11 protein-coding genes are annotated in these 18,029 nt (G+C 45.4%); 1 reads left to right on the top strand and 10 read right to left on the bottom strand.

Going from position 1 to position 18,029, the window contains the following annotated elements; genetic code table 11:
• The first annotated feature begins 121 nt into the window (after window positions 1–121).
• On the top strand, window positions 122–1,534 hold the full coding sequence (locus tag R8N47_RS02395; RefSeq protein ID WP_033905585.1) for a phosphoglucomutase/phosphomannomutase family protein: 1,413 nt from the start codon (window positions 122–124) through the stop codon (window positions 1,532–1,534).
• Window positions 1,535–1,692: 158 nt separating this feature from the next.
• Here the strand turns inward: R8N47_RS02395 and R8N47_RS02390 are convergent, their stop codons facing one another.
• From R8N47_RS02390 to hrpB, 10 genes are all read right to left on the bottom strand, one after another.
• A complete protein-coding gene (locus R8N47_RS02390) occupies window positions 1,693–2,724 on the bottom strand; it encodes an ABC transporter ATP-binding protein (protein WP_064354280.1) in 1,032 nt (343 codons plus the stop codon).
• On the bottom strand, window positions 2,724–4,349 hold the full coding sequence (locus R8N47_RS02385) for an ABC transporter permease (protein WP_005386564.1): 1,626 nt from the start codon (window positions 4,347–4,349) through the stop codon (window positions 2,724–2,726). The genes R8N47_RS02390 and R8N47_RS02385 overlap by 1 nt, the downstream gene beginning before the upstream one ends.
• A gap of 99 nt (window positions 4,350–4,448) precedes the next feature.
• Window positions 4,449–5,462 carry a Fe(3+) ABC transporter substrate-binding protein gene (locus tag R8N47_RS02380; RefSeq protein ID WP_005386566.1) on the bottom strand — a complete coding sequence of 338 codons (1,014 nt, stop codon included), beginning with the start codon at window positions 5,460–5,462 and terminating at the stop codon, window positions 4,449–4,451.
• 152 nt (window positions 5,463–5,614) lie between these two features.
• Window positions 5,615–6,844 (bottom strand): ammonium transporter, encoded by a 1,230-nt coding sequence (locus tag R8N47_RS02375; protein WP_005386568.1) that lies wholly within the window; start codon window positions 6,842–6,844, stop codon window positions 5,615–5,617.
• Window positions 6,845–6,871: 27 nt separating this feature from the next.
• Complete coding sequence (locus R8N47_RS02370; RefSeq protein ID WP_005386570.1) at window positions 6,872–7,210, bottom strand: P-II family nitrogen regulator; 339 nt, start codon at window positions 7,208–7,210, stop codon at window positions 6,872–6,874.
• A gap of 188 nt (window positions 7,211–7,398) precedes the next feature.
• Window positions 7,399–7,767, bottom strand: coding sequence for a YacL family protein (locus R8N47_RS02365; protein WP_017635908.1), 369 nt, complete (start codon window positions 7,765–7,767; stop codon window positions 7,399–7,401).
• A 99-nt stretch (window positions 7,768–7,866) separates the two neighbouring features.
• The gene (gene acnB, locus R8N47_RS02360; protein ID WP_064354281.1) at window positions 7,867–10,464 is read right to left on the bottom strand and encodes a bifunctional aconitate hydratase 2/2-methylisocitrate dehydratase; all 2,598 of its coding nucleotides are present in this window, start codon (window positions 10,462–10,464) and stop codon (window positions 7,867–7,869) included.
• A 268-nt stretch (window positions 10,465–10,732) separates the two neighbouring features.
• The gene (locus tag R8N47_RS02355) at window positions 10,733–13,063 is read right to left on the bottom strand and encodes a patatin-like phospholipase family protein (protein ID WP_064354282.1); all 2,331 of its coding nucleotides are present in this window, start codon (window positions 13,061–13,063) and stop codon (window positions 10,733–10,735) included.
• 122 nt (window positions 13,064–13,185) lie between these two features.
• Window positions 13,186–15,558: a penicillin-binding protein 1B gene (gene mrcB / locus R8N47_RS02350; RefSeq protein ID WP_017820402.1), complete on the bottom strand. Its 2,373-nt coding sequence runs from the start codon at window positions 15,556–15,558 to the stop codon at window positions 13,186–13,188.
• Complete coding sequence (gene hrpB, locus R8N47_RS02345) at window positions 15,551–18,019, bottom strand: ATP-dependent helicase HrpB (protein ID WP_064354283.1); 2,469 nt, start codon at window positions 18,017–18,019, stop codon at window positions 15,551–15,553. The genes mrcB and hrpB overlap by 8 nt, the downstream gene beginning before the upstream one ends.
• Window positions 18,020–18,029 lie beyond the last annotated feature (10 nt).

Here is an 18,029-nt window from a genome sequence, read left to right as displayed (position 1 = left end):
CTTTTGGGGGAGTCCTTCTCCCCTTTTGATTTATCCGGTGCATTTATGTTTTACAAGTGCATCGGTTCGCTAGCAAAGATTTAAGAGGCGGTGGGATGCCGCTCTTATCGAGGATCGAATCATGATCAAATTTGGTACAGGCGGTTGGCGTGCATTTATTGGTGAGGAGTTCACCAAAGATAACGTACGCTTGGTTGCCCAAGCAGTTGCAAACATCACGAATAATGAATCGGTTGCTGATCGCGGTTTTGTAATTGGCTATGACCGTCGTTTTCTTTCCGATAAAGCAGGTCGTTGGTTCGCTGAAGTTTTAGCAGCAAACGGCATTGTTGTCAGCTTTATCGACAAATTTGTCCCAACACCTATCGTAATGTTTAAAGCGAAAGAAATGGGCTGCGCATACTCGGCATGTATTACCGCATCACACAACCCTGCCGATTACAACGGCATTAAAGTCTTCATTGAAGGCGGTCGTGACGCAGATGAAATCATCACCCAAAAAATCGAATCACAAATAGACGCGCTCACTGCGCAAGATGTAAAAAGCGTCGACTTTGAACAAGCGGTTGAAGATAAGCTGATTGAAATCATCAATCCGATGAACGAATTCGTTGACTCAATCATCGACTTTATCGACATCGAAGCGATCAAGAAGGCGAATTTACGTGTTTTGATCGACCCAATGTTTGGTGTCGCGAAAAACGCACTGCAAACCGTATTAATCAACGGCCGCTGTGACGTTGATGTGATTAACGATGGCAAAAACCCAGATTTCGGTGGGTTAATGCCTTCGCCAAGCGCTGCAACACTCTACCGTTTGATGCACCTAGTGAAAGAGCAAGGTTACGATATTGGCATCGGTACTGATGGCGATGCGGACCGTCTTGGTATTATCGACGAAAAAGGTAACTTCATTCATCCAAATGAAGTGCTACTGCTGCTTTACTACTACCTACTTGAATACAAAGGCTGGAAAGGCTCCGTGGTACGTAACATCGCAACCACCCACCTTCTCGATAAAGTCGCCGAAGATCATGGCGAGAAATGCTTTGAGGTTCCTGTAGGCTTTAAGCACATTAGTTCCCAAATGGAAGCGGATGACTCACTGATTGGCGGGGAAAGCTCTGGTGGCCTAACCATTCGCGGCCACATCAAAGGTAAAGACGGTGTATTCGCATCAAGCCTATTGGTAGAAATGATTTCAGTAACCGGCAAGAAGCTGTCTGAGTTGCTAGATGAAATCTACGGCAAGTACGGCTATGCCTACATGGCAGAAGGCGATTGCAAGTTCAAACCAGCGCAAAAAGACGTACTGTTCAACAAGATTTATGTTGAAAAGCAGTTGCCTGAGTTTGAGTTTGAAATCGAAAAAGTCAGCTATGAAGATGGCGCGAAAGTCTACTTCAAAAACGGCGGTTGGATCATCGCTCGCTTCTCTGGCACTGAGCCACTGCTACGAATTTTTGCAGAGATGCAAGATAAGGACACTGCGGAACGTGTTCTTCAACAGTTTAAAGACTTCTTGTCTTTATAACTGAACCTTGTGCCCGCTTCGCGCACTATGATGAGAGTCGACGCTGTCTGAAAAGGCGCTCATCAAAAAGGAGAAGAGCACTTGCCCGGCTCCACAGCCGGGCTTTTTTATTGTATGTTGGAAAGTCGTAAACGAGATAGAAAAGATACTCAGGAGCGTTAAGCAAATGCCAGGACGCCTTGCGTTTCAATTTTCACCGCGACGGACTCACCTATATTTAATGCTTGCGAAGCTGTAGCTAACAAACGGTCACCATTCGCGTTAATCACATAACGGCAGTGATCACCCATAAAATGCTGTTCCAATACGGTTACCGAACTATCTTCATCGGATTGAATTTGCACATGCTGCGGTCTTAGCAGTAAAGAGCACTCCGCCTGTACTGGAATATCTTGTTGAGCCGTGGCTTCAACCACGCCCAAGTGGGTTTCATATTCTGAATTCGAAACCCGTTTAGCAGCAAGGTAACTGCCACCCCCTAAGAAATCAGCGACAAATTTACTTGAAGGCTGGTAGTAAAGCTCAGATGCTGTGCCATATTGCTCGATGACTCCATTGTTCATCACTGCCATTTTATCGGCGAAAGCAAAAGCCTCTTCACGGCTATGCGTAACAAAAATGGCAGTCACGCCTTGCGCCTTAAAAATCTTACGGATCTCACTTATCAACTCATGGCGAACTTGCGTATCAATATTAGAAAACGGTTCATCAAGTAACAATAAGTCTGGGCTGTAAGCTAATGAGCGAGCAATCGCAACACGCTGCTGCTGTCCACCAGACAATTGATGAGGATAACGATCGCCATAACCTTGAAGATGCACGAGTTCTAACATTTCTTGAACTTTGGCATTTTTCTCTTTTGTCGAGTACTGCTTTAAGCCAAAGGCAATGTTTTGCTCCACCGTCAAGTGAGGAAAAAGTGCGTAATCTTGGAAAATCATCCCTATATTACGCTGTTCTGGCGGCAACCAGTTTTCCCCATCATCAATTGTGACGCAATTTAGACTCATTTCGCCTGACGTTAACGGCAATAATCCCGCAACGGCCTTTAATAGTGTTGTTTTCCCACAGCCACTAGCTCCTAGCAAACAGACAATCTGCCCTTGTTCTACCTCAAGAGACAATGATTCGAGTACGGTTTGATCGTCATATTGGCACGTTAGGTTTTTAATTGATAATGCACAGCTCATCAGTGATTTTGCTCCAGTGAACGGTTAACAACAACAAGCGGGATCAACCCAACAAGAACCAACAGAACCGCTGGCAAAGCGGCCAATTCTAAATGCTCATCCGAGGCGAAGTTATAAACGTATGTGGCTAGTGTTTCAAAGTTAAACGGACGAAGTAACAAAGCCGCATTGAGCTCTTTCATTGACTCGATAAACACTAATAAAGCCGCAATCAGTGCACCGCGCTTAACCAGCGGAAAGTGCACGCGCCACAGCATGGCATTGGGCTTACAACCCATAGTGCGCGATGCCATATCTAACGACGGAGAAATTTTATTTAAATTACTTTCGATACTACCAATCGCTACCGCGGAAAAGCGCACAACCATGGCAAATACTAGTGCGAACATGGAACCAGAAAAGATAAGTCCCGGCCTTCCCCACTCCATGGCTTTAGCAACGTCGTTGACACGATGATCCATAAACAGCACAGCGACCATCACACCGATGGCTAGTACCGTTCCTGGTACTGCATAGCCCATAGAAGAAAGACGCATAAATGCCAAGCTTTCTCGTTTACCATTGACTCGATGGGTAAAGTTAACGATCAGTGCGACAGCAACACCAATAATCGCAGCAATAACAGACACAACTAAGCTATTCCATGCGTATTCACGAAACTCTGAGGTCCAACTCTGTGCAAAATAAGTGATCGCATAATCAATCAGCTGTAGTAGCGGCAAAATAAACGCGACCGAAACCAAGCCCCAGCACCAAACTAGTGCGGTCCACTTTTTCCAGCCCGTCAACTCGTAACGAAAATCTTCGTGACTGTTAAATTGGCTTTGAAAAAGCTTTTGTTTACGGCGGCTGTATCGTTCTGCACTAAGAAGCAGTACTACAATGACGAGCATCATGGCAGAAATCTTGGCTGCCGCATTAAGATTAGAGTACCCCAACCAAGTATCGTAGACCGCTGTGGTTAACGTATTCACCGCGAAGTAACTTACCGTACCAAAGTCGCCAATGGTCTCCATTGCGACCAATGATAAACCCACTGCGATAGAGGGTCTTACTAACGGCATCGAGATGCGCCAAAAGCTTTCCCATGGAGAGCACTTGAGCAAACGCGCGCTTTGCAATAAAGAGACATTTTGCTCCATAAACGCAGCCCGGCACAATAAATACACGTAAGGATACAACACCAAAGCCAACACAAAGGTCGCACCAGGCAACGTACGAATGTCAGGGAACCAATACTCGCCAGGTCCCCATCCGGTTACATCACGCAAAAAGATCTGAATCGGGCCTGCAAAATCAAACCAATCAGTAAAAATATAACCAATGATATAACCTGGCATTGCAAGAGGTAGTACCAATGCCCACTGCAACCATTTTTCGGTCGGCAGTTTACACATGGCCATTATCCAAGCGCTTGGAATACCAAGAATTAAGGACAGCACCATTACGCCAACAGTTAGCGCAACCGTGTTAAAAATATAAGTCGGCATGACCGTTGCCATTAAATGAGCAAACAAATCATCCGTTTCACCAATCGCGGTGTAGAAGATCGCTAAGATCGGCAAAACCAGTAGCAGAGTTATTACCCCACTACTGGTTTTCCATAAAGAGTGTTTATCTTTCATCGCCTAATTACTGCAAGGCTGTATGAAATACAAATGCTGTTGCAAATACATCTCATATCCTTTAATCAAATGGGGGTACTGTTATACCCCCACAAGGAATTAAAGGTCAAATTTCACTTCGTCTAATAGCTTAATTGCCGCTTCGTGGTTGGCTGCAATATCGTCTAGAGAAAGCTTGTCTGCTTTAAAGTCACCCCAAGATTCCACAAGCTCAGAACGCTTCACGCCTTCTTTAACTGGGTACTCATAGTTAACTTCTGCGTACATTTGCTGCGCTTTGTCACCCGTTAGGAATTCCATTAGCTTCACAGCATTGTCTTTGTTTGGAGAGTACTTCGCCATCGCCATACCAGAGATATTCACGTGAGTGCCTGTAGTCTCTTGGTTAGGGAAGTTGATGTAAACTGCATCAGCCCAAGCCTTTTGCTCTTTGTCGTTAACCATTTTACCTAGGTAGTAGCTGTTACCCAGAGAAACATCACATAGGCCTTCTTTGATCGCTTTAACTTGTGCACGGTCGTTGCCTTGTGGTTTGCGAGCAAGGTTTGCTTTCACGCCTTCCAACCACTCTTTGGTTTCTGCTTCGCCATTGTGAGCAATCATTGCTGAAACTAGAGAAACGTTGTACGGGTGCTTACCGCTACGAGTACAAATTTTACCTTTGAACTCTGGCTTAGCTAAGTCTGCGTAGTTGAAATCTGCGCCTAGTTTACCTACGCGATCACGTGATGAATAAACGCTACGAGAACGTAGAGTTAGAGCAAACCACTCATTCTCTTTATCTTGGTATTGAGCAGGTACGTTTTCTTCAATGATTTTGCTATCGACTTTCTGAACTAAACCTTTGTTTGTCAGTTCAGCTAGACGGCTGATGTCTGTCGTAAGAATAACGTCAGCAGGGCTGTACTCACCTTCTTGAGCTAGCTTTTCTGCTAAGCCTTTTTTAGCAAATTTTACGTTTACTTTGATGCCAGTTTCTTTAGTGAACTCATTGAACATAGGTTCAACTAGGAAAGGTTGACGGTAAGAGTAGACGTTCACTTCTTCAGCAGCCATTGCTGTTGGAGCTAGAGTAGCGCAAGTTAGTGCTGAAAGAGTTAGCAGTTTTTTCATTGTTTAATCCTTTACCATGCTAATGATAACGTTTATCAGTTGCGTTATTATATGTATGTTCAATAAGAAGACAATGACGAATATTAAAAAACCTGCTCATCGGAGCAGGTTTTATTGTGTTAAGTGTGTAACCATTTATTACAAGCTAATGATTATTTCACCGTAACAAACTCTGGGTAAGCACCAACACCACAATCATGCATGTCCATACCTTCCATTTCTTCATCTTCTGTAACGCGAATCCCAACGGTTGCTTTCAAGATTGCCCACACAACTAGGCTGGCACCAAATACCCAAGCAAAGATAACTACGGCACCTAAAAGCTGTGCACCAAACGTTGCATCACCGTTGCTCAGTGGCACTACCATTAGGCCGAAGAAACCACACACACCGTGAACTGAGATAGCACCTACTGGATCGTCAATTTTAAGTTTATCTAGAGCAATGATACTGAATACTACTAGTGCACCCGACACCGCACCAATCGCAACCGCGTACAGTGGTGATGGCGATAGAGGGTCTGCAGTGATGGCAACCAAGCCAGCTAGCGCGCCATTGAGAATCATCGTTAAATCGGCTTTACCCCAAGTAGTTTTACAAACGAATAGCGCCGCAATTGCACCGGCAGCCGCTGCTGCGTTAGTGTTTAGAAAGATCTGACCTACCGCTGTAGCATTCTCAAAATCTGAAACCATCAACTGAGAGCCACCGTTAAATCCAAACCAGCCAAACCAAAGGATAAAAGTACCCAACGTTGCCAAAGGCATGTTAGAACCTGGAATCGGATAGATTTCACCATTTTTACCGTACTTACCCTTACGCGCGCCAAGCAGTAACACACCAGCAAGAGCAGCAGAAGCACCTGCCATATGTACGATACCAGAACCCGCAAAGTCACTAAATCCAGCTTCTGCTAGGAAGCCTCCACCCCATGTCCAGTAACCTTCCATTGGATAGATAAACGCAGTTAAAATCGCAGAGAAAATCAAGAAAGACCAAAGCTTCATGCGCTCAGCTACCGCACCAGAAACGACGGACATGGCAGTTGCAACGAAGACAACTTGGAAGAAGAAGTCAGACTCTAAAGAGTGGTCGGCCCCTTCACCTTGAGTACCAATTAGCGTACCAAATGAAGGTAACCAGCCTCCTTCTCCATTATCGACATACATGATGTTATAACCGACAATCAGAAACATCGTACATGCGATGGCGTACAAACAGATGTTCTTCGTAAGAATTTCTGTTGTGTTTTTAGAGCGCACAAGGCCAGCCTCTAGCATCGCAAAACCTGCTGCCATCCACATTACCAACGCACCGGAAATGAGGAAGAAAAAGGTGTCAAGTGCGTAACGTAACTCGGTTACTGTTGTTGTTAATTCCATAATAAGTATCTCCAATCCTTTGAATTCTTAAAGTGCTTCTGCGTCCATTTCGCCAGTTCGGATACGCACCGCTTGGTTCAGATCGTAAACAAAAATTTTACCGTCGCCGATTTTTCCGGTTTGCGCAGCTTTTGTAATTGCTTCAACAACGCGATCTACATTGTCTGCGTGAGTCGCGATTTCAATTTTCACCTTTGGTAGAAAATCGACTTGATACTCTGCACCGCGATACAATTCCGTGTGACCTTTTTGACGACCGAACCCTTTAACTTCTGATACTGTCATCCCTTCGATACCGACATCAGCCAATGCTTCTCGTACATCGTCTAATTTAAACGGCTTAATAATGGCATTGATTATTTTCATTGAGTTATCTCCGAAGCTTTCATCCTGAAACACTTCTTATAATCCAATCTACGTGCCAAGTTTTTAAGTTATTGAATAATAAAAACTAACCTCAATTTACATATCTATAAACAAAAAGGGCGCACCATATCGGTGCGCCCTTTTCACAAATTTAAAGCAACGGCAGAGAAGTTACCCAAAACTGTGCATTAAATGTTCAAAAAGTCTTTCCACTGTTCGATAAGTGCCATGAAATCCTCTATCCCACAACTTGCTGTACTTTCTGCATTGTAGAAGTCGAACTCACTTTCCATCTCGACATCATATTCATGGGCTAATGCGTTTTCTTGTACAAGAACTTCGTCGCCCTGAATCATCAAGCTAATTTCCGTGCCTGTTAGGTTATGCTCCTGAGAAGGCGCTGAAAATGACCGCTCAATTAGCTTTTCAACCTGTGCAATCTTCATCGGATCTTTGCCAATTTCTTCTTGCAACCAGCGCCCTACAATCTCATGTCCCATGCTACATTTTACGTAGTACTCGCCCATCAACGTGTTACGAATGAATTCAAATTCCACCGAGATTGCCTATTTCGTATCAATTTGGTGCGAGTATAGCGAATTGCTCCCATAAAAAAAGCACCTCATATGAGGTGCTTTCGAATTGTGCATTTCTGATTATGCCGGTTCTTGGAAGATCACTTCGTCCGCTTTCTTGGTGTATTGATCCATTTTATGGAAGTTCAAGTAGCGGTATGTATCCGTTGCCGTAGCGTCGATTTGCTTCGCGTATTCTAGGTATTCTTCTTTGGTTGGAATCTTACCTAGGATTGCACCTACTGCAGCTAGCTCAGCTGACGATAGGTAAACATTCGCACCAGTACCCAGACGGTTCGGGAAGTTACGCGTTGAAGTCGACATTACTGTTGATTTATCTGCAACACGCGCTTGGTTACCCATACAAAGTGAACACCCTGGCGTTTCAATACGAACCCCTGCACGTCCGAAGATACCGTAGTAGCCTTCTTCAATCAGTTGGTCTTTATCCATCTTTGTTGGTGGCGCTACCCAAAGGCGCGTCGCTAACTGGCCATTGAACTTGTCAAGCAATTTACCTGCTGCGCGGAAGTGACCGATGTTCGTCATACAAGAACCGATGAACACTTCATCAATCGCTGTGCCTTGTACTTCAGACAACAAACGAGCGTCATCTGGGTCATTCGGTGCACATAGTACTGGCTCATTGATTTCAGCCATATCGATTTCAATCACATGTGCGTATTCAGCGTCTTTATCTGCTTGCATCAGCTCAGGGTTTGCTAGCCACTCTTGCATTGCAGTAATACGGCGCTCGATAGTACGGCGATCACCGTAGCCTTCAGAGATCATCCACTTCAGCATCACGATGTTAGAGTTTAAGTACTCTTCGATCGACTCTTGAGACAATTTCACAGTACAACCTGCCGCCGAACGCTCTGCAGATGCATCAGAAAGCTCAAATGCTTGCTCAACCGTTAGCGTTTCTAAGCCTTCAATCTCAAGGATACGGCCAGAAAATTCGTTGATCTTGCCCGCTTTTTCTACCGTTAGTAGACCTTGCTGAATCGCGTAGTAAGGGATGGCATGAACAAGATCACGCAGTGTAATACCCGGTTGCATCTCACCTTTAAAACGAACCAAGATTGACTCTGGCATGTCTAGCGGCATAACGCCTGTCGCAGCTGCAAAGGCAACCAAGCCCGAGCCGGCTGGGAATGAAATACCCAGAGGGAAACGAGTATGTGAGTCACCACCCGTACCGACAGTATCCGGTAGTAGCATACGGTTCAGCCATGAGTGGATAATACCGTCACCAGGACGAAGAGATACACCACCGCGGTTCATAATAAAGTCCGGAAGTGTATGGTGAGTGTTAACGTCTACTGGTTTTGGATAAGCCGATGTGTGACAGAAAGACTGCATGACAAGATCAGCAGAGAAGCCGAGACACGCCAAGTCTTTAAGTTCATCACGAGTCATAGGGCCTGTAGTATCTTGCGAACCTACTGTCGTCATTTTCGGCTCACAGTAGGTTCCAGGACGGATGCCTTCTACGCCACACGCTTTACCAACCATTTTCTGTGCAAGCGTGTAACCCTTGCCAGAATCTGCGATTTCACCAGGTTTGCGGAATACGTCCGAAGGCTCAAGACCTAGAGACTGGCGCGCTTTGTCTGTCAAACCACGACCGATGATCAATGGGATACGACCACCAGCACGAACTTCATCAATCAGTACTTCTGTTTTTAGCGAGAACTCAGCTAGAACCTCACCAGTTTCGTGGTTGCAAACTTTACCTTCATATGGGTAAACATCGATAACATCGCCCATGTTGAGCTTAGTTACGTCAACTTCGATTGGTAGTGCGCCAGCATCTTCCATTGTGTTAAAGAAGATAGGGGCAATTTTGCCACCAAGCACATACCCACCAGCTCGTTTGTTTGGAACGTAAGGGATATCATCACCCATAAACCAAAGCACTGAGTTTGTTGCCGATTTACGTGAAGAGCCAGTACCAACAACATCACCAACGTAAACCAATTGATAACCTTTGTCTTTTAACTCTTCAATTTGCTTGATCGGGCCAATAGTACCCGGTTGATCAGGGTTTATTCCTTCACGCTCGTTTTTAAGCATCGCCAGTGCGTGTACTGGGATATCAGGACGAGACCAAGCGTCAGGTGCAGGTGAAAGGTCATCCGTGTTCGTTTCACCTGTTACTTTAAATACGGTTAGAGTGACTTTTTCTTCAAGCTTAGGCTTAGAAAGGAACCACTCAGCATCAGCCCATGATTGAAGTACTTTCTGTGCATGCGCATTGCCTGCTTTTGCTTTCTCTTCTACGTCATAGAAAGCATCAAACATTAGCAGCGTATGAGACAGCGCTTTTACTGCGATCTCTGCCAGTGCTTCATCATCCAATAGCTCAACTAGCGGTTCGATGTTGTAACCACCTTGCATAGTGCCTAGCAGTTCAGCCGCTTTTTCACGACTCACTAATGGTGATTTAACTTCACCTTTTGCTACTGCTGTTAGGAAACCCGCTTTTACATAAGCAGCTTCATCAACACCTGGAGGGATACGGTTTTCAAGTAGGTCAAGAATGACTTTTTCTTCACCTTGCGGGGGATTTTTCAGAAGTTCTACAAGTCCAGCAACTTGTTCTGCGTCTAGCGGTTTAGGAACAACTCCTTCAGCAGCACGCTCTTCGACGTGTTTACGGTAGGCTTCAAGCACGACTTTTTCCTCTCATTGCGGTTCCTCCTCTATTATTACTATTGTTAAAGTAAAGGAGTGAACATCCTTGGAAACTTGGCTCTCCATTGCCCTTGTTTTCATTCAATTATGATTGAGAAACAGCGCCGTAGAGGCCAAACTGTGGGCAAAATAATAGCAAATTTAACCTTAAATTAAAATCTTATCATTTTGACCAACATAGCAACTTACGACTAAAGTTCTGCTAATTTTGACCAAATATGCCAAGTTTTTGCTTTCTCATACCCGATTAATTAAACGATGTTCCTACGATCAAATACACAGCATCCAAATCTTGCTCGGTACGACCGTATGCCAACATTATTGGTCCTATTGGTGAGTCAACACCAAAGAAGATGGAGCCAGCATTGTAAAGCGGCGCTTCGTTTAGTTTCAGATCATTATCAGACCAAACACCGCCATATTCGACCGATGCGCCCAGGTAGACTGGAGCTTCAAACAATCCGAAATCATTATCAAACCACTTATATCGGTACACCAAACTGCTGAAAAATAAGTTCTGTCCGATCAGGCTATTTCTTGGGATTCCCGATAGGCTTAAGAAGCCGCCCAACTCTCTGGGATCAAGCGGTAAAGATGAGTTTTTACTCTCTACAAAACTATATTCAGCATGTCCGACTAAAGTATGACGCTGATGACTCACTGCACCTTTAAATCGTGCAGAGATTTCATAAACGGTATCTTCAATAATTTTGTCAGTTTCTAAAAGGTTAACGCCTTGAGGACTTTGATCATGAGACACTAAATATTCGAGATCGACTAAAAGCCCACGAGTCGGAAATGCGAAATCATCAAGTGTATCTAGGCGATAATTGGCAAACAGGCCACGACGTTCAAAATCCAATTTACCAGCAGAAGCCAAAGTAGAAAGCTCAATATCTCCGGTTGAGTAGCGAGCGCCAAATCGAAGTTCTTGCCACAATGTGGGTTGGATACCTATCGCTAACTCTGTTGTAAAATCATCGTAAGTGACCGGAAAAAAGTCATTTACTGACTCTAAATCTGGTGCTTGAGGCTCTGTTAAAGGTAAGTTTCGGCTCTCACTACCATAGGAAATTCGCCCCGATACAAAAAGTTCTTGGCTAGATAAAACAGGGGAATACAACTCAGCTTCAATCAGCTTATCCGTGCCCATTTCTACGTTGAACGCCAACTCCGCGCCATGAGAGTTTAAATTGGTAAAGTTGGTCGATATTCCTATGCCGTACTGGCTATCTGTATCGAAGTCATCTTCAAGAAAAAATCGGAAGTTGAGATAATTAGGCCCCCACGACTTCTCGTTAACATCAAAAACCAACAATGTCTCACCATCCACCTCTTCAAAGTGATAAGTGATGAGCTCGAACCTATCTAACGCGTAGAGGTTTTCAACGGCTTTCTCAATTTCGGCCGTTGAAATACGACGTCCGGTTTCTAATTCAATACGATTCGTCAACAACACATCGCTGTAGTGCGTGTTATTTACAATCACTATGTCATCAACCACACGCTGATCACCATAAATCAAAGTTTTACGAACTTCTTGTTTGCGATCGATGTATTTTTGATAGTCCGCATTGGACAAGCGCAACCCTTTCAGCTTGTCTTTTAACTGCTTGGTAATATCGTACCCAGCTTGAAAAGCCCAAGGCATTTTGTCGAACTCGACAGTTTCCATGGTGCCCACATTGGGACGAATATAGATATCTTGAGGTTCAAGCTCGTCCACTTGCTGTTGTGTACTACGACGAACGAGATAGTTAGAGAGTTGGTCCGCGACAGTAAACAGCCCCGTAAATTCATCTTCGGTTTTGTAATCGGTGCTAATATCGACGGCAATAACGACATCAGCCCCCATGGCGCGAGCCACATCGACAGGCATGTTATTGACGACGCCGCCATCAACAAGCATATGGCCATTGAGCTTATAGGGAGGAAGCGCTCCTGGTACAGACATGCTAGCCATCATGGCGTCCACAAGGTAACCATTGCCCAATACGACTTCTTCTAAGGCAAGAATATCAGTCGCAACAGAACGATAAGGAATGGCAAGATCATCAAAAGAATCGAATCGCCCTAAGTTCCCTGTAGTCTCACGCAATACTCGCAACATGTTCTGGCCTTGCACCACACCCGTTGGTGCTCGTACCTCACCGAACCTTAAGCCGAGATCGGTATTAATTTGATAGCGGTCTTCATACTCTTTGTCACGAACTCGACGTTGGCTACGGTCAACACGATCTCGATAACCGCTGCCCCAATCGACGGTGTAGATAAAACTCTCGATTTCATCAGCACTCATCCCCGTGGCATAAAGCCCACCCACATAGGCGCCCATACTGGTACCGGTCACAATATCCACAGGAATCTGCATTTCTTCCAATGCTTTTAAAACTCCAATGTGTGCCGCCCCTTTCGCTCCGCCACCAGCGAGCACAACCGCCACCTTTGGTCGAGGTTCCAAGTCATCCGTTTTTGTTAGAGAGTTTGCGAGGGAAACAGAAGGAGTGATCATCAAAAAGGTACTAACCCAAAGCGCAAAGTTGCGAACCGATGGGCGTGATAACAGCTTTTTGAACATTCACTTCTTCCTTTATTGAATATCTGATCAAGTAGGGCGTGCTAGCAGTACTGTACTAACACGCCCTAATATGTACTAAGAATTAATCAGATAAACAAGCTAATGTTGTTGATTTGGCGATGCTACCAATCAAATATGCTATTTAACCAGTTTGATTTCTTCTCACACTGTTGCTTTATCTGACCGGTTTTATCCCAAACCGGCAGTTTGTAATCACTACGGCAGTTCATTTCTAAACCTCCATCAGATGTAGGCTTGAACCCTAATGTGGTGATTTCTCTTGGCCATGGGAGCTCTAAACGCTCAGGAATACGCTGCTTCAAGTACTCTGCGTATACTCGTAATGCACCACTCGACCCCGTTAGATTCACGGGTTTATTATCGTCGCGGCCTAGCCAAATTGTCGTCACCTCACGACCATCAACACCGACAAACCAACTATCGCGGTTATCATTACTGGTACCCGTTTTTCCTGCCAATGCAGCCCAACCAAACTGGCTTTGTAAGAAGCGGCCAGTGCCTTGAGCAACCCCTTGTTTCATCGCGTAGGTCGTTAGCCATGCTGCTTGTTCATCCACGGCTCTTGATGAACGAGGCAAGGATTGATACAGCACATTACCTTCCATATCCATGACTGAGCGCAGAGCGGTCAGTTTTGCACGCTTACCTGAATTCGTCAGAGTCTGATACATCTGTGCGACTTCGAATGGCGTCAAAGAAAACGAACCCAAAAACATCGAAGGCACTGGGCGAATTTCGTCTTTGTTCACGCCCAAACGCTCTAAAGTATTGGAGACTTCAGGAATGCCAAGTGCCATACCTAAGCGCACGGTTGGTACGTTAAGTGATTTCGCTAAAGCAATGTAAAGTGGCACATCACCACGATATTTTCTATCGTAGTTGCGCGGCGTCCACACGTTACCTTTACTGCTCTTCAGACTTAACGGCGTGTCGTGTAGCGTCGTGCCTAGGTTGTATTTATCCGGTTGTTCTAGAGCCGTTAAGTAAATCGCTGGTTTCACTAAAGAACCAATTGGACGACTGGCATTGAGCGCGCGGTTAAAGCCTTCATAACCGACACGTTTACCACCAACCATCGCACGGATTTCACCACTATGGCGATCAACGGCCACAGCAGCGGCTTCTAACTCTTTACCACCCCGTTTAGCTAGTTCTGGGATCTTTTTCGCGATAGCTTGTTCCATTTTGCTTTGCGATACTGGGTCCAGAGACGTAAATACGCGCAGTCCGGTCTCTGCTTTAAATCGCTCCCCAACTTTTTCTTTTAATTCAATGCTCAATTGTTGGAAATAAGCTGGCTGACGGCTCGCAATACGTGGCTTGCTTTGCGTATCGAGTGGACGACTTACAGCTTGTTCATACTGCTCTGAAGTCAACATGTTTTGCTGCATTAACAGGCGCAGAACGAGATCACGACGCTCTTTCGTTCTCTCAGGGTAACGAATTGGGTTGTAGTAAGACGGTCCTTTTACCATCCCAACTAACATCGCCAGTTGATCGATTCGCAACTCCTGAATTGGCTGCCCAAAATAGTAACGCGACGCCAAGCCAAACCCGTGGATCGCTTCACCTCCACTTTGACCTAGGTACACTTCGTTGAGGTAGGCTTCTAAGATACGATCTTTGCTGTAACGATAATCCAAAATTAGCGCGATATACGCTTCTCGAACTTTACGCCACAGTGTTTTATCACGAGTCAAAAACAGGTTTTTTGCCAGTTGCTGAGTCAACGTACTACCGCCTTGAACAGTACGACCCGCCTTAATGTTCGCAACCAATGCACGTGCAATCGCGAGCGGTGACACCCCGTCATGTTGATAAAAATCCCGGTCTTCGGTCGCAAGCAGTGCATCCACCAAAATTTCAGGGAACTGATCACGACGTAAGAAAAGGCGCTGTTCATCACGGTCTTTCTCCAGCATGCCCAACATCTTCGGTTCTAGGCGCAAGTAACCAAGGTCTCCTCGAGATTCTAAAGACTGAATACGTTGCAAACCGGAATCAGAGAAATGCAGCATAATGTGACGATCTGGCTCAGGACCATCGGCAAACTCGAATGGACGACGAATCAATTCAATCCGAGTGGAAGAAGAGGAATATTCGCCTGGGTAACGAGGTTGACTCACTTTACGGTAATTCAACACATCTAGCTCGTTGCGCAGTTCTTGGATGGTGATATTCTCACCAGGGCTTAGATTCAAGATACGGGCATAAACCACCGTTGGCAGCTCAAACAGCTGGCCTTCAAAGCGTTCTTTCACCACACTATCTAAGTAAATCCCAACAAACAGCAAAACAGCGGCAAGTGCAACGCCAGCTTTCCAGCTAAACGACCACAGAACTTTCAACCACGAACGTTTCTCGTTAGTCGGCTTTTTACTCGGCGTACGTCGAGTCTGTTTTGCGGCTCCTTTATTGGTTGTACTTTTCTTCGCTGGCGCTTTTTTCGCGCTAGGCTTCTTGCTGTCAGTCATTATTCAATTGTCTTTTTGTTTTCGTTGTTGCTACATGATTGGCAGGATCATCTGGCCAAACGTGTTTTGGGTAGCGCCCTTTCATCTCTTTTTGAACGTCTTTGTAGCTTCCGTTCCAGAAAGCCGCCAAGTCCGACGTTACTTGCAATGGACGTTGTGCCGGTGAAAGCAGTTCAAGCACCAAACGCTTGCGGCCAAGAGCCACCGTTGGGGAACCACTCTCCCCAAATACTTCTTGCATACGCACCGATAATATCGGCTCATGGCCATATTGGTAACGGATACGCTTCTTTGAACCTGTGGGCAGTTGGTAATGCTCAGGTAACCATTCATCCAGTTGTTGATTGAGTGGCCAACCTAATCGAGCATTAAGCGCTTCGACCAAGTTTATCTTGCTCAGGTCTTTAACCGAACTGACAGACGTCATGTATGGTTCTAACCACTCCTCTAATGAATCCAGCAAACTGACTTCATCAAACATTGGCCATGACTGCTCAGGTAACCATTCCACCGCACAACGAATCCGAGCTAACAAGCTCTCCGCTGCCGGTGTCCAGTTTAGACTCTGTAAGCCCTGGCGGCGGACATACGTGAGTAAAGCTTGTGTCATTTTTTCTTTGCCCGGGCTTGGCAACGGCTCGCGTTCAACGACCAGCAGACCGAGTTTTGTTTGTCGCTCAGCTATTAGACGGCCTCTTTTTTCATCCCAGTCCACTACTTCTTCAGACGAAAATAGCGTATCAAAGGTCGTTCGCAATATATTGACATCCAATTCACATGCCGAATGAATTTGACTTGAATTAGAATGAGAACGCATTAAGTCAACGGCAACCAAATACTCACAGCCACCTAGCATGTCTTCCTGATGACATTCTGCACCATGACCATTAGCCAAAGTAAATCGCCCAAATTGATTTGTGCGCTGCTGTGCAATGCGATCTGGAAATGCCAAACTTAACACCAGCGGTAATGCATCTTCATCCACGCCTTTCAGGTCAAATACCGTATCCAATTTGTACGCCAGAGATTGAGCACGCTTGAACAACATCGACTTTTTTGGATGAGTACCAACAAGCCAACGATGCAAGCTATAAGCGATATTGGTAACATTTCTCTCTGGCTCTTCAATCAGTGCGACCGCCGCCAAAGCAGCATTTAACATCTTATCACTGTAAGATTGCGCTTTAATTAGCATCGCAGCCGCACGAGGCTCAACGCCTAGTTCATGCGCCTGTTTTCCTTCGGACGTTAATTGCCCTTTTTCCGTCAGTAGTCCCAATGACACCAATAGCTGCTTCGCTTGTTCCAATGACGCATTAGCGGGAACATCAAGCCACTTTAGATCGTGGATATCACTCGCTCCCCAAAAGGCAAGCTCCATAACTAAACTAGCTAAATCGGAATACAAAATTTCGGGTTGGGGAACCAGCGGTTGCTGCTTGAACTGGTTTTCAGAATAAAGACGAACACAAATGCCCTCTTCTATTCGTCCCGCTCGTCCTGTACGCTGAATCGCTGAAGACTGTGCAATGCGTGTTTGCTCTAAGCGTGTTAAACCGTTTTTCAAATCAAAGCGGGCAATACGCTCTAACCCAGAATCAACGACGAGGCGAATGCCTTCAATCGTTAGTGAAGTTTCTGCAATGTTGGTCGCTAGAACGACTTTACGCTTACCTTGTTCTGCTGGCGTAATCGCTTTTTGTTGATCTGCAAAGCTCAGTTGACCATAAAGTGGGCATACGTCGATATCATCCGCTAAATGAGACAACCGCTCTTCAACTTGTTTTATGGCACCAACACCCGGTAGGAAAGCTAACAAAGATCCAGACTCTTTGTTCATAAGACTTTCTATTGTTTTTGCCATACTCGTAGGTAAATGCTCGTTCACACCTAACGGCTGGTAGCGCATTGCCACATCAAAGCTGCGCCCTTCAGATTCAATGTAACTGGCTTCTGGCAACAACGATTGTAATGCTTGTTGGTCAAGCGTTGCCGACATTACCACCAGCTTGAGATCGTCTCGCAATGCCTCTTGAACTTCTAAACTGAATGCCAAAGCGGTATCGGCATGAATGCTGCGTTCATGAAACTCATCAAAGATCAGTAGATCAACCCCATCCAGTTCAGGGTCAGTTTGGATCATCCGAGTCATAATCCCTTCGGTCACGATCTCCAGCTGCGTTGCAGAACTTACCTTTGCCTCGCCACGAACTCGATAACCCACGCGTTGACCAACTTGTTCTCCCAATTGCTCAGCAAGATAACGGGCAATGTTACGCGCCGCGAGTCGTCTTGGCTCAAGCATGATGATTTTTCCAGCAACCGAATGATTTAAGAGTAACTGCAAAGGGAAGTAAGTCGACTTACCGGCACCAGGCGCCGCTTTTAAGATCACTTGATGTTGATTTTTGACCGCCGTCAGCAACTCAGGCATCACGGCTTCAATCGGCAATTGTGACAAAGGAAATACC

This window comes from Vibrio sp. 2132-1, assembly GCF_033344315.1.
The sequence above is the reverse complement of the archived record's forward strand: the minus strand, read 5'-3'. Positions and strand labels throughout refer to the sequence as shown.